Source organism: Helicobacter sp. (assembly GCF_014799995.1).
GTDB lineage: Bacteria > Campylobacterota > Campylobacteria > Campylobacterales > Helicobacteraceae > Helicobacter_D.
Map to the genome: position 1 here is coordinate 1 of NZ_JAAVGY010000021.1, position 22,903 is coordinate 22,903.

Annotated in this window: 21 protein-coding genes and 6 pseudogenes; 21 read left to right on the forward strand and 6 right to left on the reverse strand. The window is 38.1% G+C overall.

All coding sequences use genetic code 11. The features are described 5' to 3' along the window. The 4 genes and pseudogenes from HDT10_RS03500 to accD form a co-directional block, all read right to left on the reverse strand. Positions 1–564, reverse strand: a pseudogene (locus HDT10_RS03500) (hypothetical protein); the annotation flags it as partial. Beyond that, a complete protein-coding gene (dksA, locus tag HDT10_RS03505) occupies positions 561–920 on the reverse strand; it encodes an RNA polymerase-binding protein DksA (protein ID WP_290880050.1) in 360 nt (119 codons plus the stop codon). The pseudogene HDT10_RS03500 and the gene dksA, both read right to left, overlap by 4 nt. Positions 921–931: 11 nt before the next feature. Further along, the gene (locus HDT10_RS03510) at positions 932–1,399 is read right to left on the reverse strand and encodes a 23S rRNA (pseudouridine(1915)-N(3))-methyltransferase RlmH (RefSeq protein ID WP_290880053.1); all 468 of its coding nucleotides are present in this window, start codon (positions 1,397–1,399) and stop codon (positions 932–934) included. 66 nt (positions 1,400–1,465) lie between these two features. Continuing rightward, entirely contained in the window at positions 1,466–2,314 is an 849-nt protein-coding gene (gene accD / locus HDT10_RS03515; RefSeq protein ID WP_290880056.1) for an acetyl-CoA carboxylase, carboxyltransferase subunit beta, read from the reverse strand. Between the two features lie 145 nt (positions 2,315–2,459). Here accD and HDT10_RS03520 point away from each other — a divergent pair, with 145 nt between their 5' ends. Further along, the gene (locus HDT10_RS03520) at positions 2,460–3,230 is read left to right on the forward strand and encodes an MnmC family methyltransferase (RefSeq protein WP_290880059.1); all 771 of its coding nucleotides are present in this window, start codon (positions 2,460–2,462) and stop codon (positions 3,228–3,230) included. Positions 3,231–3,254: 24 nt separating this feature from the next. Continuing rightward, positions 3,255–4,568, forward strand: a complete 1,314-nt coding sequence (locus tag HDT10_RS03525; protein WP_290880062.1) for an arsenic transporter — start codon at positions 3,255–3,257, stop codon at positions 4,566–4,568. Positions 4,569–4,659: 91 nt separating this feature from the next. Here the strand turns inward: HDT10_RS03525 and HDT10_RS03530 are convergent, their stop codons facing one another. Continuing rightward, positions 4,660–5,073, reverse strand: a complete 414-nt coding sequence (locus HDT10_RS03530) for an ester cyclase (protein ID WP_290880065.1) — start codon at positions 5,071–5,073, stop codon at positions 4,660–4,662. 186 nt (positions 5,074–5,259) lie between these two features. Between HDT10_RS03530 and HDT10_RS03535 the strand changes: the two genes are divergently transcribed. The 19 genes and pseudogenes from HDT10_RS03535 to HDT10_RS03615 all read left to right on the forward strand — a co-directional run bounded on the left by HDT10_RS03535 (position 5,260) and on the right by HDT10_RS03615 (position 22,300). Further along, positions 5,260–6,327 (forward strand): DEAD/DEAH box helicase family protein, encoded by a 1,068-nt coding sequence (locus tag HDT10_RS03535; RefSeq protein WP_290880067.1) that lies wholly within the window; start codon positions 5,260–5,262, stop codon positions 6,325–6,327. 26 nt (positions 6,328–6,353) lie between these two features. After that, positions 6,354–8,084: a type I restriction-modification enzyme R subunit C-terminal domain-containing protein gene (locus HDT10_RS03540; protein ID WP_290880069.1), complete on the forward strand. Its 1,731-nt coding sequence runs from the start codon at positions 6,354–6,356 to the stop codon at positions 8,082–8,084. A gap of 29 nt (positions 8,085–8,113) precedes the next feature. Then, positions 8,114–9,307 (forward strand): AAA family ATPase, encoded by a 1,194-nt coding sequence (locus HDT10_RS03545; RefSeq protein ID WP_290880071.1) that lies wholly within the window; start codon positions 8,114–8,116, stop codon positions 9,305–9,307. Continuing rightward, the gene (locus HDT10_RS03550; protein WP_290880072.1) at positions 9,304–9,726 is read left to right on the forward strand and encodes a hypothetical protein; all 423 of its coding nucleotides are present in this window, start codon (positions 9,304–9,306) and stop codon (positions 9,724–9,726) included. The genes HDT10_RS03545 and HDT10_RS03550 overlap by 4 nt, the downstream gene beginning before the upstream one ends. Then, on the forward strand, positions 9,726–10,439 hold the full coding sequence (locus HDT10_RS03555; RefSeq protein ID WP_290880073.1) for a restriction endonuclease subunit S: 714 nt from the start codon (positions 9,726–9,728) through the stop codon (positions 10,437–10,439). Before HDT10_RS03550 ends, HDT10_RS03555 begins: the two co-directional genes overlap by 1 nt. A gap of 74 nt (positions 10,440–10,513) precedes the next feature. Then, positions 10,514–10,780, forward strand: a complete 267-nt coding sequence (locus HDT10_RS03560) for a type II toxin-antitoxin system RelB/DinJ family antitoxin (RefSeq protein WP_290880075.1) — start codon at positions 10,514–10,516, stop codon at positions 10,778–10,780. 38 nt (positions 10,781–10,818) lie between these two features. Continuing rightward, positions 10,819–12,246: pseudogene (locus HDT10_RS03565) on the forward strand (N-6 DNA methylase). Between the two features lie 113 nt (positions 12,247–12,359). Continuing rightward, the gene (locus HDT10_RS03570) at positions 12,360–13,763 is read left to right on the forward strand and encodes an SLC13 family permease (protein ID WP_290880077.1); all 1,404 of its coding nucleotides are present in this window, start codon (positions 12,360–12,362) and stop codon (positions 13,761–13,763) included. A 76-nt stretch (positions 13,764–13,839) separates the two neighbouring features. After that, positions 13,840–14,175 (forward strand): annotated as a pseudogene (locus HDT10_RS10210) (glutamine-hydrolyzing GMP synthase); the annotation flags it as partial. A 54-nt stretch (positions 14,176–14,229) separates the two neighbouring features. Further along, positions 14,230–16,548 (forward strand): annotated as a pseudogene (locus tag HDT10_RS10215) (GNAT family N-acetyltransferase); the annotation flags it as partial. Positions 16,549–16,677: 129 nt separating this feature from the next. Next, positions 16,678–17,616 (forward strand): annotated as a pseudogene (gene guaA, locus HDT10_RS10220) (glutamine-hydrolyzing GMP synthase); the annotation flags it as partial. A gap of 30 nt (positions 17,617–17,646) precedes the next feature. Then, a pseudogene (locus HDT10_RS03580) lies at positions 17,647–18,233 on the forward strand (hypothetical protein). A gap of 21 nt (positions 18,234–18,254) precedes the next feature. Further along, positions 18,255–18,671: a hypothetical protein gene (locus HDT10_RS03585; RefSeq protein WP_290880079.1), complete on the forward strand. Its 417-nt coding sequence runs from the start codon at positions 18,255–18,257 to the stop codon at positions 18,669–18,671. A gap of 198 nt (positions 18,672–18,869) precedes the next feature. Continuing rightward, the gene (locus HDT10_RS03590) at positions 18,870–19,343 is read left to right on the forward strand and encodes a hypothetical protein (protein WP_290880080.1); all 474 of its coding nucleotides are present in this window, start codon (positions 18,870–18,872) and stop codon (positions 19,341–19,343) included. Further along, positions 19,333–20,190 (forward strand): DNA adenine methylase, encoded by an 858-nt coding sequence (locus HDT10_RS03595; RefSeq protein ID WP_290880082.1) that lies wholly within the window; start codon positions 19,333–19,335, stop codon positions 20,188–20,190. The genes HDT10_RS03590 and HDT10_RS03595 overlap by 11 nt, the downstream gene beginning before the upstream one ends. A 34-nt stretch (positions 20,191–20,224) precedes the next feature. Next, positions 20,225–20,737 carry a ClbS/DfsB family four-helix bundle protein gene (locus HDT10_RS03600; RefSeq protein WP_290880083.1) on the forward strand — a complete coding sequence of 171 codons (513 nt, stop codon included), beginning with the start codon at positions 20,225–20,227 and terminating at the stop codon, positions 20,735–20,737. A gap of 79 nt (positions 20,738–20,816) precedes the next feature. Continuing rightward, positions 20,817–21,194 (forward strand): transcriptional regulator, encoded by a 378-nt coding sequence (locus HDT10_RS03605; RefSeq protein ID WP_290880084.1) that lies wholly within the window; start codon positions 20,817–20,819, stop codon positions 21,192–21,194. A 1-nt stretch (position 21,195) separates the two neighbouring features. Beyond that, positions 21,196–21,681: a DUF6194 family protein gene (locus tag HDT10_RS03610; RefSeq protein WP_290880085.1), complete on the forward strand. Its 486-nt coding sequence runs from the start codon at positions 21,196–21,198 to the stop codon at positions 21,679–21,681. Next, positions 21,656–22,300 (forward strand): GyrI-like domain-containing protein, encoded by a 645-nt coding sequence (locus HDT10_RS03615; protein WP_290880087.1) that lies wholly within the window; start codon positions 21,656–21,658, stop codon positions 22,298–22,300. The genes HDT10_RS03610 and HDT10_RS03615 overlap by 26 nt, the downstream gene beginning before the upstream one ends. 14 nt (positions 22,301–22,314) lie before the next feature. On the opposite strand, the gene HDT10_RS03620 is transcribed toward HDT10_RS03615, so the two are convergent. Further along, positions 22,315–22,773: an Rrf2 family transcriptional regulator gene (locus tag HDT10_RS03620; RefSeq protein ID WP_290880089.1), complete on the reverse strand. Its 459-nt coding sequence runs from the start codon at positions 22,771–22,773 to the stop codon at positions 22,315–22,317. Positions 22,774–22,903 lie beyond the last annotated feature (130 nt).

Below are 22,903 nucleotides of genomic sequence, written 5' to 3' on the forward strand. Positions count from 1 at the left end.
ATAGCTTGCTTTTTTGAGCACTTCTAGGGCAAATTTTTCATCACTATGAATTTGATTCAATATGTTTTTGTGCATAAAGGGTGATTTTTCGCCCGGATTGAACTTTTTGAGATTGACATATTCTCCCCTCTTCAAATCGCCGAGAAGTTCAATCATCTCATCTAGCCTTGTTTCACCGCTTTTGAGGGCAACCCCGTCTTTCACATCTAAAGTAAGGTTGCTCAAAAGAATAGAGAGACTTTTATACCGATTCATTGTAGGTTGTTTAATGGGGACATCTTTGCTAAGAAGTTGATTTTCTATTTGCTCTAAAAGTATTTTATAGTCCCTTTTATATTTTGTGCGTTTGCGCCACATACGATAAGTGCCACCTACTTCTAAGAATCCTACAACAATAAAAAAAACTACCACAGGGATTACAAACCATACGGCGACAGGAAGCGTAATGCTTTGTGCGCTAAATGGAATCGCAAACGAGTAACTTTCGCCGCTAAGGCTATAAACATAAAGCCCTAAAAGGACGATGAATATAAACAATGTGCTAATGTAGTATTTGAATTTCATTTTTGATCCTTTGAATCTTTTTCAATAATTTGTCGGCATACTATACAATATTTTGCATGTGGTTTTGCTTTTAAACGTTGGATTCCGATTGATTCCTCACACATTTCACAGATTCCATAGATTCCCTCATCAATTTTTTCTAAGGCTCTTTCAATGTGTTCTAATTCTAAAAAATGCCTTTGAGAAATAGAAGCTTCTAACACATTTCTTGTTTGCATTGCGGCGTAATCTGCTTCGTTAATATTGCTATTTTGGATATGCTCCATTGTTTGTTTGTGAATGGAATTATTGTCTAAAATTGCCTTTTTTTTGGCTAGCAAAATAGACCTAAAATTTTCTAATTCACTTGGACGCATTGTTTCTCCTATTATTTGTGATATGGATGATTGTGAATTAAACAAAATGCACGATAGATTTGCTCGCTTAACACGACTTTGGCGATTTTGTGGCTAAAGGTAAGCGCAGAAAGTGCGATTTGTGTGTGGCAATCTTGAATGAAATCCTCCTCTAATCCATACGCTCCACCAATGAAAAATGCAATGTTGCTTTGGTTTTGTAGAATCTTTGCAAAGTCAAAAGAATCTAACTTTTTGGCATTGGGGCTTAGTGCGATTCTGTATTGATTCTCTTTAAAGGTTTTAAGAAACTCCTTTGTATAAGACTTTTTGGCTTCTTTTGCTTCTTGTTTTTGACTTAAGTTGATTGCTTTGCAAAACAAATTGACAAATTCTAGTTTCGCTCCAAATTTCCCGCATAATGTAGCAAATTCTTCGCATAATTGGTCGCTTAAGTCTTGATGATTTTTAGCGATATAATATACAATGATTTTAATCATAGCAGTTTTTGATTACGAAATTGGAGATGAGACAATGGAGTCAAAATCTCTTTGCGATTCTGCATTCTAGGCTTCTGTTTTGAGATATTCTAACGCTTGGGCAATGGTTTGCTTCATATCTTTGCGCTGCACAATCATATCAATCAGTCCGTGCTCTAGTAAAAATTCTGCAGTTTGGAATCCTTGCGGCAAATCTGCTCCAATGGTTTGTTTGATGACTCTTGCGCCTGCAAATCCAATCATCGCACCGGGCTCTGCCATAATCAAATCTCCCAAAAATGCAAATGATGCGCTCACGCCTCCCATTGTTGGGTCGCTTAACACGGAGATGAAAGGCAGATGCGCTTCACTTAGGGCATTTAAAGCAGCAGACGTTTTTGCCATTTGCATTAGCGAAAAAGTAGATTCTTGCATTCTTGCCCCGCCGCTCGCACTCACAATCACTAAGCCTTGTCGTTTTTCTATGGCGCGCTGAATTGCACGGACGATTTTTTCTCCCTCTACGGAAGCAAGTGAGCCCCCCATAAAGCCAAAATCAAATAATGCAATTTGTACGCTAATGCCATTGATTGTGCATTCTCCACTGACGATTGCACTTGGACGACCGCATTTTTTAGAGTATTCCTCTACGCGTTTTTTGTAGCTTTTTTTATCTACAAAATCTAGTGGGTCATTGGGGGCTAAATCTTTATCAAACTCTACAAAACTTCCTTCATCACACATTAATGCGATTCTGTCTTCTAAGCTAATGCGCATATGGAAGTCGCATTTTGGGCATACATAGTGTTGTGCAATGATTTCTTTATAATACATTAGTGCATTGCAGCTTGGGCATTTTACCCAATGGCTTGGAGCTTCTTGTGGCATGGCTCTATCGTCCTTTTTGAAGTTTTTGAAAAAATCTGCAAAACCCATTTTGATTTCCTTAAACTTAAATAGCTTTCGCTTCACGATTCCACAAATTGCAAGTGGAGCAGTGTCTTAAAATAAGAAATTTTGAAAAATGACTAAAATTGTATAAAATTATGTGTTAATTTACACTTTAAAAAGAAGCAAAAAGATGCAGATTTTGACAGAAGATTCTAGTGTAACACTCTATAATAAACAATTTTGTGAAGCTTATCATAGTGCAAAAGACGGCGCATTGCAAGAGACTTTGCACAAACACATTTTGCCAGCTCTTGCGCTGAAGTTTTACGAGCCGATTTTGTCTGTGCTTGATATTTGCTTTGGGCTTGGATTTAATACGCTTTGCTTGGTGTATATGGCGCGTTTGCGAGGCTTTAAGGGCAAGATTTTGATTTATTCTCCCGAATTAGATTCCAATCTTTTATCGCAACTTTTAACACACCCTTATCCAAAAGAGCTAGAATCCGAGCGCGTGATTTTAGAATCCCTAATCCAGAGACATTTTTATCAAGAACGAAATCTTGAAATTGTCCTGTATGTAGGAGATGCGAGGGAGGGTTTAAATCATCTTAAGAATGTTTCTAGTAGGATTCCTTTTAATCTCATTTTCCAAGACCCTTTTAGCCCTGCAAAGAATCGTAATTTATGGACTTATGAGTATTTTAAAGCCTTGTATGGCTTGAGTGCAGAGAATGTTATTATCACCACTTATAGCCACCATTCCTCTATGCTATATTCTGCGTTTCTTGCGGGTTTTTATGCTTATAAGCTTCAGCAGAAATCTGTGCGGGATTCCATTATCCTAACCAAAACACAAGAGATTCCTCCTCTAGCATTGGAGAATGTTTTGCAAATTACGCCTATCAATCTTGCGCATAAAATCAAAACAAATCCGAATCTTTGGGGATTATATGATGAATAATTTTTTATTTGGGATTGGCATTTAATGACGTATTTTTTATTTGTCTGCGTAATGCTTTTGATTTATACGCGCCCCTTTGGGATTCCAATATGGGCGATAAGCGTATTGGGGGCATTGCTTGCTTCCGTGTTTGGAATCGTCAATCTAAGCGATGTAGGGTTTGTGTGGAGTATGGTTTGGGATTCCACTTTGGTTTTAGTGGGATTGATTGTTTTGACGCTTGCGCTAGAGCGCATTTTATTCTTTGATTTTTTGGCATATCAGATTTTGTGCTTTGCCGGAGTGAAAGCGACAAAGGAGCAGGGCGAGGAATCTTGCGAAGAGAGATTTTATTGCGCGAGTTGGAAACTTTTTATTCTTTTAGTGCTTTTTGGAGCATTTTTAGCAACATTTTTTGCAAACGATGGGGCGATTTTGGTGCTTACGCCGCTAATGTTCGCACTTTTTTCTGATAAAAATGTGGGATTCTATGCGCCTTTGGTGATTTTCTTGCTTTTTATGGGGTTTATGAGTGATTTTGCCTCCAATCTTTTTATTTTATCCAATCTTACAAATATCCTAACTGCGTCTTTTTTCGCGATTCCTTTTGCGGAATTTCTACGCTTTATGGCTTTGCCACAAAGTTTTGCAATCCTTGCTTCGCTTTTAGTTTTTTGGTATTTATTGGGAGTAAAATTGCCTCAAAAACTCATATTAACAAGTCATTTCAAACAAGAATCTTTAAGCAAGTTTGGGATTTGCTTTTGTTTTATATTACTCGCACTTTTGCCAAGTTGCGCGGCATTAGCAGCGTATTTTAGGATTCCACTTTGTCTTTTTGTGGGTCTGTGCGCAATGTTGGCGGTTGGCTATGGTGTCAAGTTAGGCAGAATCGCACCGCTTCAGTTGCTCAAAGAATCTCCCTTTAGTGTGGTGATTTTTAGTCTTGGATTATTTGTCGTAGTTTATGGGCTTAAAAATGCTGGATTGTTAGAGATTTTACAGAGTGGAATCTCCTACATTGGAGAGCAGGGCAGATTCTTAAGTCTCCTTAGTGTTGGGTTTTTAAGCGCATTTGGAAGCAGTTTGATTAATAATTTGCCAATGATTATGCTCGGCGATTTAGCCCTAAGGGAAGTGGGCGATTTGCCCTTAGTTTTTGCGCATTTATTGGGCTGTAATATCGGCTCAAAATTCACACCCATTGGCTCTCTCGCGACACTTTTATGGCTTGTGAGCTTAAGGCGATATGGAATCTTGATTCCGCTTTTTAGATATTTGGTACTCGCCTTTTGCTTTAGCGCAGTCGTGCTGTTTTGCGCCATTGTAGGATTGTATTTGAGCGTGATTTGGATTTAGTAATCTGTCTCTCCGTTTTAATTTGGGATTAAGATTTTAGCGATTAAAAAGTATGAAATCTCTGATTTCCACCACTTTTAATTTATATCTCTTAGTTCTTTAAAGCCTGAATAATCCCAATCATTCCAACGCCCGCAATGTCTTTTATGATTTTGCCATTTTCATTGAAATAATAAAAATTCATAAAAGTTGTTTTAAATGTTTTACCCGTTGCGGGAATGTCCATAAATTGTCCATCGTTTGTTCCGCTGCATTCCCACATAACGGCAACTTTGTCATTTTCAGCTACAATATCTTGCATTGTCCATTGCACATTTGAAAAGGATTTTCTTAGCCAATGCACAAGCGAAAGATAGCCTTTGCCACCATATAGAGGCTCGGGCGATGCGGGGGTCAAAAATGGTGCATTATCGTCTATCAATGCGTCTGCCATTTTCTCGTCTGCGGTGTTAATCATCACTTGAAATTTTTTCATTGTCTCTATATTGTGCTGTGCCGTATTCATAATAGAATCCTTGTTCTATAAAGATAATAATTATTATATCAGATTTATATTAAAATTTTTAGACGACAAAGCAAGAGGTAAAAATAGTGAATTGTGCTATCGCAGGGTTATTTGAGTGTGATTTGGATTCAATAGTACATAATAAATATGTTAAAATATTGAGAAATCTTAACGCAAAGGGAGTTTTTGGACAAACTAGAACAAGAAGCGAGACTAGAGATTGACAAATTGCTTTGCGAAGCAGGGTTTAGGATTCTGAACATTCAAGAATTTAAGCCCAATTTGGCAAAGGCTCATTGTGCTGTACGTGAGTTTGTGCTCAAAAACGGCACGAGGGCAGATTATGTGCTGTTTGTGGCAGGCAGAGCATGCGCGGTGATAGAGGCAAAGAAGCCAAACGCTTTAAGTGGCGCGGAGAATCAGTCGTTAAAATATGCGCAAAATCTTGCAAAAGAGCTAGGCAAGATTACTTTCCTCTACCAAAGCAATGCAAACGAGCTATTTTTTACGAATCTCAAAGAGCCAAAGCCAAAGGCGCGCAAGATTTTTGCATTCCATTCGCCCGAAGAATTGCAGGCAAAGCTTGATGACAAAAGCTCGTTACGTGCTCGAATCTCGCAGCTCCCCTTGCTTGAAAGCGCGCGTTTGCGCGACTGCCAAAAAGACGCAATCGTTGGCTTAGAAAAATCGTTGCAAAGCAACAAGCAACGTGCGCTAGTTTATATGGCAACAGGCGCGGGCAAAACTTTCACGGCATGCAATATCGCCTATCGCCTAATTGCGCACGCAAAGGCAAAACGCATTCTATTTCTTGTCGATAGAAACAATCTTGGCAAGCAAACCAAAAAAGAATTTGATAATTTTATAGTCCCCAAAGACAAGCGATATTTTAGCGAGATTTATAATGTGGTGCATTTAGAAACAAATGCGATTCCAGAGGAATCTAAAGTCGTGATAACGACAATCCAGAGGCTTTATTCCATGCTTTGTGGAGAATCGGAGTTTGATTCTGTCAATGAAGAATATTCAGGCTTTGAAAGCCATGATGTCCAAACAAAAGAGGTTGCGTACAATCCCCAAATGGGCATTGATACATTTGATTTTATTATCATCGATGAATGCCACCGCAGCATTTATGGGCAATGGCGGCAAGTACTTGAATATTTTGACGCGTTTCTTATCGGGCTTAGCGCGACACCCTCGAAGCATACTCTAGGCTTTTTCGCCCAAAATGTCGTGCGCAATATGACTTAGAAAAATCCATTCTCGATAAAGTCAATGTGGGCTATGAAATCTTTAGAATCAAAACCCAAATCAGCGAAAAAGGCAGCGTCATTGAGGCAAGCGCAGAATTTCAAGTACCATTTCGTGACAAAGAGACGCGAAAAATTGGTTATGAAACACTCGAAGAAGATTTAGAATATTCTAAAACAGACCTAGACCGCTCCGTGCTCGCCCCAAGTCAGATTCGCACGATTTTACAGACTTATAAAGATAAAGTATTCACAGAGCTTTTTCCCGAGCGAAAGCCAAGCTATTTGCCAAAAACCTTGATTTTTGCCAAAGACGATAACCATGCCGAAGAGATTGTGCGCATTGCACGCGAAGTTTTTAATGAAAGCAACACATTTGCGCAAAAAATCACCTATAATATCGGCAATCAGAATCCGCACGAGCTCATTAATAGCTTTAGAAACTCCAAGCAATTTAGAATCGCCGTAACCGTAGATATGATAGCCACAGGTACAGACATTAAGCCGCTCGAAGTTTTGATTTTTATGCGCGATATTAAGTCGGCGAGCTACTATGCGCAAATGGTTGGGCGCGGCGTGCGCAGCATTCATCGCGAGGATTTACGCGCGGTTACACCAAACGCAGATTCCAAGACGCATTTTTATGTGATAGACGCAGTCGGCGTGAGCGAGAGCCAAAAGCTCGATTCGCGTCCGCTTGAGCGCAAAAAATCCTTAAACTTCAAAGAGATTTTAAATTGCGTGCGCGAGAGTGTGGAAAAAGGCGACTATGAAAAAGATATGCTGTTAAGTCTCGCCTCGAGGCTAAGTCGCCTAGAACTCAAACTAGGCGATGACGATAATGCGAGCCTAAAAGACTCGAGCGGCAAGAGCCTCTGCGCCCTCGCGGGCGAGATTTTGGAGTTTGCCGATTCGGAGTGTTCCGAACACTCGCTCTTGCAATCCGCACTCTCGCCTTGCCAAACCGAGATTCCCAGCTGCCAAGCTGAAATTTCTCGCGATTTCAAGCCTTCCTTGTGTGATTCCGAGCCTCTCCCTTGTCATTCTGAGCCTTTAGGCGAAGAATCTCAAAACAAAGAATCCCCAAGCAACCCGCTCGAGATTTTCAAAGACGAAAGCTTTTGCAATCGGCTTCTAGCAATGGCGAAAAAGAGCAAAATCTACATCGATGAAACCTCGCAAGATTGCGTGCTGCACACGGGGTTTGACACACAAAAAGCGCAGAATCTCATCAACAGATTCCTTGATTTTATCTTGAGAAATAAAGACGAAATCGAGGTGCTAAGCATCATCTATGCGCGAGATTACAAGAATCGCCACCTGACATATAGGGTGATTAGCGAGCTCGCAATCAAGCTCGAGCGCGATTTCATGGACATTCCGAGCCTCTGGAACGCGTTTGCTTTGCGCGATAAAGACAGGGTGAGCAGGAATCCGAGCAAGAACCTCATAAATCTCATCAGCCTCGTGCGCTACGCGCTGCATCATGACGATAAGCTGCAAGATTTTGCAATTGTTTCCATTTCGCGCTATAATTTGTGGATTGGACGCTGCATGCAAAAAGGCATGCGCTTTAGCCCCGAGCAGGAGGCATTTTTGGAGCTCATCAGAGATTACATCATCGCAAATGGAATCGCTGAAATTGCCGATATTCAAGAGATTTGCGAGAGTTTGGGCGGGCTGTATCGCGCAAAGGCATTGTTCAAAGAATCGCTCGAAACGCTCATCGATGAGCTCGGAATGGCGTTGGTGGGGTAGGTTAAGCAAAAAAAGGATAAGATTCTGACATGAAAGAGGAACGTTTAATCATCAAAAATTTTGGTCCCATTGTTGAGGCAGAGATTGAAATCAAGCCATTTATGGTTTTTATCGGTGAATCGGGAAGCGGCAAGAACGTGATTTTAAAGCTTTTATCACTCTTTCGGTGGATATGTAAAAAAAATCATTTAAGACTTTTTGCAAAAAATTTGGGCGCAGAGAATTTATATCGTTTTCGAATTGAAAGAATTGTTAAAGAATCTGGACTTGATGATTTTTTCAAAAATACAACTTATATTGAGTATGATACAGAATTAGAAAATATTACCATTATTCAAGAAAATGAGAGACTACAACTAAAAATTAATCCAAAAACCGAAAATATTCAATTACACCTAGAAAAAATTTCTTTTATTACCGATGATAGGTTTGTTATCCCATTGCTCTCAAATAACAAAATTCGTGGAATATTACCCTATCATTTAGAAAAAACTTTTGAGGATTTTAATGAATCTTTTGAACATTTGCAGATAAACAGAAAAGTAAAAATGAAAATTTTTGATATTGAGTTATTACTTGAAAGATATGGCATACAAAGTCGTTTTATGGTTTGCTTCAAAGATTCTAAAACACAATTTCATAATGCTTCTTCAGGTATGAAATCCGTAACTATTGTAGAGCTTATTTTATCTTATTTTGCCCTTAAATTTGATTGGAAATCAAAAATTAGAGAAACTCTTTTTGATGTTTTTTGGGGAATGAAGTTTGAAAACATGGAAAGAGCCTCTAATGCTATTCATGAAAGAGATGTTCCCTTTAGATTAAGTTTTTTTATCGAAGAGCCCGAATTAAGTCTTTTTCCAAATGTCCAAAAATCCCTCGTTGAGTATTTGGTGTCTTTATTTAATCAAACTAAAAATAAAGAAGTAAATATAGCTTTCTCTACCCACAGCCCTTATATTTTGAGTGCTTTAAATTGTCTGTTAAAGGCACATGAAATTTCTATCAAAAAGTCAGAATTAAAACAACAAATAGAAAGAATCTTGCCCGAGAAGTGTTGGCTAAATATTGATAATTTTAATGCTTTTAAGGTAAAAAATGGTACCGTGAAAAGCATTATCAATGAGGAGACAAATTTGATTCTAGCCGATGAAATCGATGAGGTCTCCGAAGAAATAGGACAAATTTTTGATGATTTGCTAGACTTGGAGTATGGTAAATGATACATTCCTATCGAGCTCATCAGGTTTTGACTTGTGAAGAAAATAAACGTGTTTTCAAGTTACACACAAATGGCTTTGAGTTTATTGAAAAAAGAATAGATAATGGAGAATGTAATAGAGGTAGGACATGTGATTACTTAATTACTAAAGAGACTCAAGACATACAAATTTTTATAGAATTAAAAGGTAGCAGAATTAAAGATGCTTTTGAACAGCTTATTTCAAGTTATGAGCAACATAAAATTGCAAACTCTAAAGCTTTCTCAGCTATTGTGAGTTCAAGGTTTCCACAAAGAGATACTTCCATTTTAGTTTTACAAAATCAGGCAAGAAAATATTTTCAGGAATTATTTATTAAAAATAAAATCCTTGAAACAAAATACAATCCAAATACTAATGAGATAGAGAAAACAAACTAATGCCAAATAATCTATTTCAGAATCTCCCGCAAGGTTGGGAAGTTAAAACTTTAGGGGAAGTGTGCGAAATCACTATGGGGCAATCTCCCAAAGGCGAACAAGTTTTTTCACGCAATAAGATTTCAGTCTGTCATTCTGACCTTGAGTGCAACGAAAGGGAAGAATCTCAAAAAGATTCCACATTAAAAGATATTTCGGCTACGCCTCAATATGGCAATGTAAAAGTTGATAATGATTTTATGGAATTTCATCAAGGCAAAATTTGTTTTACTGATAAGTATCTTTCAGAATCTGAATTTGTTACAACCGATATTAAAAAGATTGCCGAAAAGGACTCTATACTTTTATGTGTTCGCGCTCCTGTGGGAATTATTAACATAACTAAAAGAAAAGTGGGTATTGGCAGAGGATTATGCGCTTTAAAAATGAAAAATCAAAATAATGATTTTTTATATTTTTATTTATTAATACTTGAAGACTATTTTAACCAAAAAGCCACAGGTTCTACTTTTTCAGCAATTACAATGAATATTGTTAAGGACGCTCCCATTCCCCTCCCACCCCTCGAAACCCAGAGAAAAATCGTAGCAAAGCTAGAAAGCGAGTTTGCAAAGATTGAAAGCGCAAAAAGTCATCTTGAAAAAGTCAAAGAAACGATTCCGCGATTGAAAAACTCTTTGCTCAAAAGTGCCTTTAAAGGCGAGCTGCATTAGGTGATGCTAAGATGTTGAATGTAAGGCTAAAATATAGCAAAAATACCATAATATAAACGTCAAAAGGAGAGACAATGTCCAATAGCGTAAATGTCAATGTAACTTTTAAGATGAACAAACAAGAAAAGCAGGAATTTGAAGCGATTGTCCAAAGTCTTGGGCTTAATCTTAGCACGGCTTTTAATATTTTTGCTAAAGCAGTGATAAGGGAAAATGCGATACCTTTTGAGCTCAAAGCTGCACCGAAGACAATCACTTATGCGAGCGATGAGGAAGTGCGAGAAGTGGGGAATAAAATGCTAGAAAAGTATAAAGTAGCCTTTGAAGCTTTGGCAAAATAAGCAATGGTATGGCTCACGATTGATGAAAAGGTGTAAAAATGAGTGAAAAAGCGATTGTCGCAAAAGTTTGGAATTTCGCAACGATTCTGCGCGATAGTGGCGTGAGCTATACGGATTATGTTGCTCAAATTAGCTATTTGCTATTTTTGAAAATGGAAAACGAGAGAGAAGAGATTGGCGAGCATAGCAGAATCCCTGAAAATTGTAAATGGAATCGGCTAATACGACTTGATGGATTGGAATTAGAGACTGCATATAATAGCGCGCTCGCAGAGCTTTCGGAATCTGATGGCGTGATAGGGCTCATCTATAAGTCCGCGCAAAATAAAATCAAAGAACCTGCAAATCTCAAGAAGCTTTTTGTGATGATAAATAGTGAAACTTGGCTAGGCTTGAAGGTCGATGTCAAGGGCGCGATTTATGAAGGATTGCTTGCCAAAAATGCCACAGAGACAAAGGCGGGCGCGGGGCAATATTTCACGCCTCGCGTGCTGATTCATTCTATCGTGTCTTTAATGGATTTAAAGCCCGATATGGAAATCTGCGACCCAGCATGTGGCACAGGCGGGTTTTTGCTACGCGCGTATGAGGTGATGAAGGCGCAAACAAAAGACAGAGAATAGCTAAGAAGACTTAAAAGCGAAAGGCTTTATGGCAAAGAAATTACACCTTTAGTCGCGTCTATGTGCGCGATGAATCTCTATTTGCATGGAATCGGGGGCGATGATGGCATTATAGAGGTTGGAGATTCTTTAAGTGAGCGTGGAAGTAGACGTTTTGATAAAGTATTAACAAATCCTCCTTTTGGCAAGAAATCTGCGGCAAAGATTCTGGCAGAAAATGGCAAAGTCAAGACGCAAAAAGAGGAATATAATCGCGAGGATTTTTTCGCGACAACTTCTAATAAGCAGCTGAATTTTTTGCAACATATTATGAATATTCTCAAAAATGGGGGCAAGGCGGCGGTTGTGCTGCCCGATAATGTGCTTTTTGAGGCGGGTGCGGGCGAAAAGGTGCACAAAAGGCTTTTAGAAGATTTTAATTTGCATACGATTTTGCGCCTGCCCACAGGAATTTTTTATGCGCAAGGCGTCAAGGCGAATGTGCTGTTTTTTGACAAAGTCGCTTCAGAAAAAGACGCAACCTCGAAAGTGTGGGTGTATGATATGCGCACAAATATGAATCTAAGTCTTGTTAGTAATCCTTTGAGCGAGGAGCATTTGAAAGACTTTGAAAATTGCTATAAAGTGGACGCAACAGAATCGCGGCAAGAAAGCGAAAGATTCCGCGCTTTTAGCATTGCGGAAATTCAAAAGAGAGACAAAACAAATTTGGATATATTTTGGCTTAAAGATGAGAGCTTAGAAGACGTAGAAAATCTGCCAAGACCGGAGGTTTTAGCAAACGGGATTTGCTCTCATTTGGTATCTGCATTAAGAGAAATGCGGCGATTAGGGGTTTCTTAAAAAGGGATTCTTTGGGTTAAGATTCCAAATTACTCATAATATATAAAGAATCTCTTAAGTTTTTCTGCACTTATGATACAATTTTAAGAAAAGAAACACATAAAGGGTAACCAATGAAGCTAAGACCGCGATTGCGCAAGAGATTGAAGTTTAAAACACATTTTCAGATTCTATCGGGTTTAAGTTTGGCTATTTTTTGCGCTCTTGTGGCGGGATTTTTGAGTATTTATTATTTTTCGGCTTCTTTTGAGGTGGGAGCATTTATCGGCATTTTGTTTTTGTTGATTACCCTATGGATTAACGAAGCCTTGCCGCTAGGCATTGTTTCCTTGCTTCCTATTATTTTGTTTCCCGCTTTTGGAATCTTAGATGTCAAAAGTGCGACAAGCAATTACGCAAATCCTATCATTTTCTTGTTTTTGGGCGGATTTATGCTCGCTATTGGAGTGGAAAAGATTGGTTTGCATAAAATCATCGCCAAAAAGTTTTTAAGCCGTTTTCCTGCTACGCCTAAGGGGGTTTTGACTGCGCTTGGGGTGGCGAGTGTCGCCTTAGGTAGTGTGCTGTCTAACTCCACCGTGGCACTCTTGTTGATACCAATTGCCTTTTCTATCACGCAAGATGAGGTTTTAAAAAGCAGGTTTTTGTTAGCCGTTGCCTTTGGGGCTAGCATTAGCGGAATCACTACGCCTATTGGCACTCCCCCAAACCTCATTTTTTTAGGATTCCTAGAAACTGTGCAGTTTGAGAGCATTGGCTTTGCCGCTTGGATTTTTATGATGTTGCCTTTGACTTTATGTATGCTTTATGTGATGATTAAGGTTCTTTCTTATAATCTCGGCAATGAGGAACTCAAGATTGACGCTTTTGAGGACATTAAAGTAACCTTTGAGCACAAAAAACTTCTGTTTTTGATAGGGATTTTGCTCTTGCTGCTTTTGCTCAATTCTCCAATTAAGCCAATTTATGATGGGCTAGGGTTTAATGAAAATATCCTTTTGCTTAGTTTTGGGCTTTTGATGTTTGTTCCTAAAGTGGGTTGTTTGCGTTGGGAGGATTCTAAAGCTGTGCCTTTTGAGGTAATGTTTTTGTTTGGTGCTGGGTTTTGTATCGCAATGGCGATTGCTAAAATGCAACTAGGGGACGCCTTTAAGCCAATCTTTGAGTATTTTGGCTCTCTGCCTATTTTGATTTTTCTTTCTTGTGTTTGTCTCTTGGTTCTATGTTTGACAATGTTTATTAGCTCTACGGCTCTGATTGCGATTCTGCTTTCTGCTATTTTTGCTTCTACGAAAGATTTTTTAGACCCGCAAATGCAAAGCTTGGTGATGTTGATTGCAACGATTTGTGTAGGATTTTCCTTTATGTTTCCTATTTCCACGCCCCCTAATGCAATAGTGTTTAGCAAAGGCGGGGTAAAAATCTGGGATATGTTTAGATTTGGGATTCTTTTAAGTTTAGCTGGAATTGTGTTGATTATTTTCTTTGGAATGCTTTATTGGCGTTGGTTTTTTTAACGTTAATCTTTGTCTTGCAAATATTGCAATAAGCAAGTTTAGGCTATGATTGCAAAAATTATATTTGGGGAAAAAGATGAATAATGTTCAAATTTTGGTGCTAGATTTTGGCAGTCAATACACGCAGCTTATTGCGCGAAGATTACGGGAATATGGTGTTTATACCGAAATTGTGCCTTACTTTGAGAGTATAGAATCCATAAGAGCAAAGAATCCTAAGGGAATTATCCTAAGCGGTGGTCCCGCGAGCGTGTATGAGGAGGGCGCATACAAGCCCGACAGCGCGATTTTTGCGCTTGGGATTCCGATTCTTGGAATTTGCTATGGCTTGCATCTCATCGCGCATCATTTTGGCGGCAAGGTCATCAAAGCCGATGCACAGGAGTTTGGCAAGGCGGTGTTGGAATTTCTAAATTTGGAGCAGCAACTAACCTTTAGTGAATTTAATCACCAAAAATTCCCCGCAATGCTGAATGCACTGATAGATTTATGGGAAGATTCTGTGCGTTCAAGTCATGGATTTTTGGCAGAATCTGCCATTGTAGAAATTAAAGAGGAGGTAAGCCAACGACTACAAAGCGCAGAAAATATCCTTGTTGCGACAGCGTCTAATGATTTTGTAGGTTTTATTGGATTTGAAAATAATAAAATTGATATGCTGTTTGTTTCTCCAAAATTCTTTAAAAGAGGTGTGGGTAGGGCTTTGATACGAGAAGCCTATGAGAGAAAATTAAAGCAATATGAAAGTATCCAATTAGATTGTAATACCGATAATGCGCAAGGATTAGCATTTTATAAGTATTTGGGATTCCGTGAGAGTGGGCGGAGCGCAAAAGATAGTAAAGGGAGAAATTTCCCTATCGTTCATTTTGAGGTAAAAAGCAAGAATTTAGCGCAGCATTTGGAATCTCATAGGTTGTTTCACGATGTTAAGCAAGATTCTATTGTATGGATGAGCCACGCGGACAAGGTGGAATCTATCCCGCAGGGCTTTAAAGAAATTGCAAAGTCTGGTAATACGCATTATTGTGCGATTGCAGATTTGAAGCGCAAGATTTATGCGTTGCAATTTCACCCCGAAGTCGTGCATAGTGAATGTGGTGGGCAGATTTTGCGTAATTTTGCAGTGGAGATTTGCGGGAGTGATACAAGCTGGAATATGCGTCATTTTGCAGAATCTGAAATTGCTAAATTGCGTGAGATTGTGGGTATTGAATCTGCTTTTACTTTGATGACTTTTCAAGAGGCTTGTAAGGAGCTTAAAAAAGAACAAGTCATCGAAAAACTTCTTAAAATATGGGAAGATTCTGTGCGAGCCACACAAAATGTAAGCGATGAATTTATTGCCCATAGACGTAAAGTATTGGAAAAAGATTATATTGCGAAAGCGGAGGAAATATTAATATACAAAGAGGCTGGCGAATGGCTAGGCTTCATTGCTGTAAGAGGTAATGAAGTTACGCTTCTCTTTATTGCCCCTGAACACTTTCGTAGAGGGATTGGCAAGACACTTATCAAAGAATCTTTGAAACGGTATTTATATCAATTTGAAAAAATTAAGCTCAATAGTCGCGAACAAGCACTTTCTTATTATAACAAACTAGGTTTTTACAAAGCAGGTGAACCCTTTTGTAGCTATCGAGATTATCAGGAAATTATGCTAACACCTATGGAGGTAACGAGGGAATGTTTGCAGCAGGCTTTAGAGCCCATAAAAGATTCTTTGTGCTTTATCACTCTTACAGAATCTTTTAAACAAGTTGGAAAAACGCAAACAATGCAACGTCTTGTTACCGTTTGGGAAAAAGGCGCAAGAGCCACGCATACAGGTTTAAGCGAGGAAGAAATCTCTGGCATGAGAGAGGAAATACGTGAGGCTATTTTAAAATCCAAAAATCTATTTATAGCTCAAAGAAATCAAGAATGCTTAGGCTTTATTGAAGTAGAAAAAAATGAAATCGCAATGCTGTTTGTCGCTCCACATGTCTTTAAAAAGGGTGTGGGAAAGGCGCTTATCGAAGAAGCCTTTGTAAAACATTTGTGCGCATTTGAAACAATAAAAGTTAATAGCATTGAATGGGCTTTAGGCTTTTATCAGCATTTAGGATTCCAAAAAACAGAAGAAAAGCCTCTCCCCGCTAGGAACAATGGTACAATTTCTCCCACGCTAATTCCATTAAGCATTGCAAGCATAGATTTACAAAAATCTTTGAAGCTTGGAATTGCAGAAAAAACAGAGATAAAACGTTGCGAATGGGCGAATGATAAAGATGAGGCAGCACGCAAGCTCTATGAGGATTACCACGACAAAGAATGGGGTGTGCCGCTGCACGAGGATAGAAAACTCTTTGAATTTCTTGTGCTTGAAACAATGCAAGCGGGGCTTAGTTGGATTACGATTCTAAAAAAACGTGAGGCATTTCGGGCAGCATTTGATGATTTTGACCCAAAAACCATTGCGCAATATGACGAAGCAAAGATTCAGGAATTAATGGGTAATGAAAACATTATTCGTAATCGAATCAAAATAGAATCGGCGATTCACAATGCCAAATTGTTTTTGGAGATTCAAGAAGAATTTGGGAGTTTTAATCAATATATTTGGGGTTTTGTTGGCGGCAAGCCGATTCTCAATCATTTTACGTCTATGAGTGAGATACCCACAAAAACCCAACTTTCAGATAAGATTAGCAAAGATTTACAAAAACGTGGCTTTAAGTTTGTGGGCAGCACGATTATGTATGCGTATATGCAAGCAATTGGAATGGTGAATGACCATTTGACTTCGTGTTTTAAACGCAATGTAAAAGTAGAAACTAAAGATTCTAAGTCGGAAGGATTTTTAGGGGATTTTAGTGGTTTTGGAGCAAGGGGAGAAAGGAGTTACCTCAAGGGTAATGACCAAGCACCGAGCGAACAATCCACCAAAAGCACCAAAAAGCCAACGACAAGCAAAGTTTTATGTGCCGTCAGTGGCGGGGTGGATTCTAGCGTTGTCGCAGCGCTTTTGTATCGCGCCATTGGGGGGAATCTGATTCCTGTGTTTGTCGATACGGGGCTTTTGCGCAAAGGCGAACGAGAAGCGGTAGAGAAAATGTTTAAAGAAAATCTCAAAGTGCCTCTGATAACTGCGGATGCAAGTGCATTATTCTTGCAGCGTCTTAAAGGCGTGATAGACCCAGAGCAAAAGCGTAAAATCATTGGTGAAACTTTTATTGAAGTTTTTGAAAAAGAGGCAAAAAAATACAACCAAAAGGGTGAGATAAAATTCCTCGCGCAAGGCACGCTTTATCCTGATGTGATTGAATCGGTGAGCGTGAAAGGACCGAGCAAAACGATTAAGTCGCATCATAATGTTGGCGGTTTGCCCGAATGGATGCAATTTGAACTCATTGAGCCCCTGAGGGAATTGTTTAAAGACGAAGTGAGGGCATTGGGGCGAGAGCTAGGAATGCCAGAATCGATGCTAATGCGCCACCCTTTCCCGGGACCAGGACTTGCGATTCGCATTATGGGCGAAGTGAATAAAAGGGATTTAGATTTATTGCGCGAGGCAGATTCTATTTTTATAGAGGAGTTGCAAAAACAAGGGCATTATAACAAAGTGTGGCAGGCATTTTGTGTGTTGCTCAATGTGCGGAGTGTGGGTGTGATGGGCGATAATCGCACGTATGATAATACGATTTGCGTCCGAGCGGTTGAGGCAATTGATGGAATGACGGCGACTTTCGCGCATTTGCCGCATAGTTTTTTGGAATCTGTAAGCAATCGTATTATTAATGAAGTTGAGGGCATTAACCGCGTGGTGTATGATATTACGAGCAAACCCCCGGGCACGATTGAGTGGGAGTAAATACTAACAAAATCCAAAAAAGGAGTAAAGATGACTTATAAAGAATTAATTGTAGAAATTTTACAACAAGCAAAAGAACCTTTGACAAGTGGACAAATTTGGGCAAGAGCTTGTGAAATTGGGCTTGGTAAAAAACTTTCAAGCTTAGGAAAGACACCTGAAATCTTTTGCACAATATTAATCAAAGCCACTATAAATTCTTTTCTTTTGAGCTTAAAATTAGTCTCGATTTTTCAAATTTAAAGGAGAGCTATTTCCAAGCTGTAAGTAATTCAAGTTGGGCTAATGAGGGATATTTGGTAGTTTTTAAAGAGATTGATGATGAAGTTTTAAGTGAACTTAGACGTTTAAATCAGATTTTTGGCATAGGGGTGATAAAACTTGAAAGTGATATTCTAAGTTCTAAAATTTTGCTAAGTTCTAGACAGAAAGATCTTGACATACAAACTTTAGATATGCTTCTTGATAAAAATCCAAATTTTAAGCGTTTTATCGAGGACATCAATAGACAAATTAAGGCGGGTGTAGATACAAAAATTGTAGCAAATTTTGATGATGTTTTAAACGATGAAGATATGCAAAAATACATCAAAGAAAAACATATTGAAGAACAATAAGTATATATGGGCGGATAATTAATGTTACAGGCACAAATTCAAAATTTTTCATATCAAAAATATTGGCGAGATGTTTTAGAAGAATTTAATTTTGAAAACATTAACGATTTATCAAGCAAATGCTTAATAAATTTTAAGGGTAAAACTTTAGCCATAAGTAAATGGGTCAGCCCTAAACGCACACGTTCTTATCCTTATGCAAGAGTGTATGATACCTTTGACCACCCCAAAGCGAATAAAGTTGTTACCATTATTCCAATTATCAAAGACGAGGGCTTAAGTGGAGACATGGATTATTTGCAATGGGATACAATTTCTTTGATGAGCTTACTCAATGTTTATGTGATTTTAGGTTTTTATGATTGTGCAGAGATTCACCAGACAAGAAACAATAGAATCACTAAGCAGAAATTTAACAATGATTATATTGCAAAATAGCTTACCAATCTCATTAGTTACCACCAATCTGCACTTCATTGGAATCTTAATTAGCTGGAAAATAAGAATCTTTCAACTCTAGTCGAGATTGCCAAAAATTCCTATAAAAAGATAGAAGATTCTTTAAAAGTAAAACTGCATAATGGCCAAAATATTGATAAATTTGCACAAAAAATTTCTGAAGTTAGAAAAACCTTTATGGAATTTTCACGACAAAAAGCCCAACAAGCACAAAATAGAGAATCTTTAACCATACAACCTAAGGAACAGATAGGCATAGGGCAAAAAGCCAAAATCACTATAAGTAATTATCTAGGAGGGCAATATTTCTTTACAATTGATGATGTTCTTTTTAAAAATGGAATATTGTATTTATGCGAAAGCAAACATACTAAAAGTTCGTTATTGCCAAGTAGTGATGATATTAAAGATGGACTCTTGAAGTTAATGCTTTATAATAATTTGAGTTCTATTGCTGGATATAAAAAATTCAAAATTATATTAAGGCTTACCTCAAACCTTTTGCGGGATAGTTTTTCGCTTCCAAATAATAATTTGGATTCTGTTCTTGCCCATAGTGATTTTTCAAACACTCAAATATCAATGCTTAAGGCTTTAAATATAGAATCTCAAAATAACCATTTTGAAATTTGGATAAATTATGAACAATAAAATCTATCTTAAATCTCCCTTGCGCTATCCAGGGGGTAAATCAAGAGCTATTAAATTCTTAAAAGACTACTTTCCAAAAGACTTTAAAGAATATCGTGAGCCTTTCTTTGGTGGCGGAAGTGTAGGAATATACCTAGCACAGATATATCCCCATAATGGAATAAAATTTTTTGCTAATGATTTAAATTATGATGTATATTGCTTTTGGCAGATTTTAAAAACGCAAAATAACGACCTTATCCAAGCGATTCAAGACATTAAAAAGAATTATAAAAATGGACGAGAACTCTATAGATTGTTACTTGAGCGCAGAAATCAATCCTTAAATGATTTCCAAAGAGCAGTAGATTTCTTTGTGCTTAATCGTATTACTTTTTCTGGCGTAGTAGATTGCGGAGGTTATTCACAAAAGGCTTTTGAATCTCGTTTCACACAAAGTTGCATTGAAAGATTGAAAAATATGCAAGGTATTTTTAATGATTTTTCTTTTAGCTTTAATGATTACCAAGAATTATTATATAAAAATGGGGAAAATGTTTTTATTTTTTTAGACCCACCCTATTTTAGTGCAACTAAATCAAGACTATATGGAAAAAGAGGGGATTTACATACAAGCTTTAATCATGAAGCCCTTTATAAAAATCTTAAAAATATTAAACATAAGTTTTTGCTTACGTATGATGATAGTGATTATATACGAGAACTTTATAAGGATTTTTATCTACAAGAATGGACTTTGCAATATGGAATGAATAATTACAAGCAAGAAAAAGCAAATGTAGGCAAAGAACTTTTAATCAGCAATTTTAAAATTACTAAAAATCATTATTTATTGTTTAGTACCTAACGGGATTTCTTATCTATCTATAAAAAGGAATCCCATGCCCCGACCCAACACCAAAACCGACCTATTACACCAAAGTCAAGCAAATTTTGAGCAGCTCTTTGCCTTGATTGATTCCATGCCAAATGAAATGCAGCTTGCAAGGTTTGATTATAATGAGCGCGACAAGACATTGCGTGATATTCTCGTGCATTTATATGAATGGCAGAATCTGCTGCTGCATTTTGTGCAAACAAATCTTAGCAAAATTAATGATTTCGTGTCCTTTTTGCCCGCGCCCTATAATTTCAAAACCTATCCAAAAATGAATCAAGAACTATGGCAAAAGCACCAAAACACGCCCTTGAACGAGGCAAAATCTATGTTGCACAAGAGCCATGCCACCTGTATGGAGATGATACAACAGCTTCCAGATAAAGAATTTTTTCTCAAAAAACATTATCCATGGTGTGGTACAACGAGTCTCGGAAGCTATTGCGTGAGCGCGACTTCAAGCCATTATGATTGGGCGATAAAGCTAATTAAGAAGTATTTAAGGGCAAAGAAATGATGCGAGCGGCACATAAATTTATTTTTTAATGCGTTTTTTGTGCTATCATATCGCATTCTAACAGAGCGAGGACGAGAGAATGGCGACTAGTGAAGGCTTCAAAGATTTTGTGCTCGAGACGCTCGATAGCGCGTTACAAGGCGAGCCATATCGTTTCAGTGCCAAGAAAATGTTTGGCGAGTATTGTATCTATGTGTCCGATTCTTGCGCTGTCCCAAAGCCAATTTTTTTGCTGTGCGATGAGACGCTCTATGTCAAACAACATACGATTCTAGCGACACTTTTAGAATCTGCCCCCAAAGGTTTCCCTTATCCCGGTGCTAAAGAATCCTACATTCTTGACGTGGATTCGCCACAAACTCTGCGAGATGTCGTTCTTGCCCTCGCCCCGATTTTGCCCACTCCTAAGCCCAAAAAGGCAAAAGGAAAAGGCAAGCATAAAGGAGAGGAATCATAAAGTGAAAGAAGCAATGATGACTAATGATATTCTTTCTTATTGTCTATCTAGCTTAAAGGATACTACGCTAGTGGAGAGTTGGGGTGAAAAAGGTATTTTTTATAATCCAAACAGCGTTTTGAAACGAGGCGTCTATGTTTTGACCATCAAAGAAAAAGATGGCAACAATGATAAAATTTCTTTGCTGAATCGCGATAATGTCTATCGCGTCAATGTCGGGCTAAGAAAGCAGACTTTTATTGAACGCTTTGGATATATCCCCAAACGTCCATCTGCTGGAAATATTGTAAAAATGGATTATGATTTTACCATTTTAGATACTATTATCCCCCACCCTGTCTACGCATGGATGGGTTGGGTATGTGTCTTGAACCCTTCTAATAAAACTTTTGAAGAGTTCAAAATAATGATACAAGAATCGTATGAATTTGCAAAGGAAAAATTTGTCAAGAGGAAAAAGAATGAGCCCAGCAATGCAAAAGTTTGATTTTAAAAAAGCTTTTAAAGACTTGTACTCGCCAAAACAAATTCCCGCACGTGTGTTTGTGCCCAAGATGTGCTTTATCGCCGTGCGGGGAGAAGGCAACCCAAACGATAGCGGCGGTGCATACCAAGAGGCTTTGAAAGTTTTATATGCTCTTTCATACGCTATAAAAATGGACAAGGGCAGAAACATTCAAGGGCATTTTGATTATGTCGTGCCTCCTTTAGAATCGCTATGGTGGAGCAATGGAAATTTTAAAGACAAAGACAATTTTCAATGGCAGGCAATGATTACCCAGCCAGATTTTGTTACCCAAGAAATCTTTGAATGGGTATGTAATGACGTTTTCCAAAAGAAGAATTTGGATTGTAGTCGAGCATCATTCATAAACTTTGAAGAAGGCTTATGCGTTCAGATGTTACATATTGGTGCTTATGATGATGAGCCAAAGAGCCTTGCTCAAATTGAAGATTTTATTGCTCACTCATCTCTTCATAATGATATTGGCGCAATCAAAGACGGATTCATCAGGGCACATCATGAAATTTATTTAAGCAATCCCAATAAAACGACTCCGCAAAAACTAAAAACAATTCTCCGCATTCCCGTGCGAGAAAGTTAAGAAGTTGTTTTGTCTTAACCTTGCAAACTTTTAAGTAAATCAATCAATTTAATATTTTCAAGATAGCTTTCCAATGCTTTTTGAGCCTGCTCAAAATGTGTATCTAAAAGCAAATGGATATTTTTGCCCAATGGGCAAAGCTTGTTAGGGTTTGTATGGAATCGAAAAAGCCCATTTTCGCCCATTGAATCAACAGCATTAAAAATATCAAGTAGGCTGATATTTTGTGGCTTCTTCGCGAGCTTGCTCCCACCACTTCCACGCGATATATGCACGAGTTTTGCCATTTTGAGCTGGGCAAGGATGTTGCGGACAATAACACTATTCACTCCCACAGAATCTGCCAAAGCCTCACTTGTCATTTTTTTGCAGTGTGTTTTGTCGCGATTGCGATTTGTCTCTGAATCTGCATCAAAAAATTCTAAACACAAACAAATATGGACTGCAATGCTGAAACGTGAGGGGATTTGCATGTTGTTCCTTTAGATATTATTTATAATAATCACTTCATTGCTACGCTTGACATTATAACAAAAATTTGTTACACTGCGCCATACTTTTGTTATAATATAATTTATTACATTATAATAAAAAACATCGCAG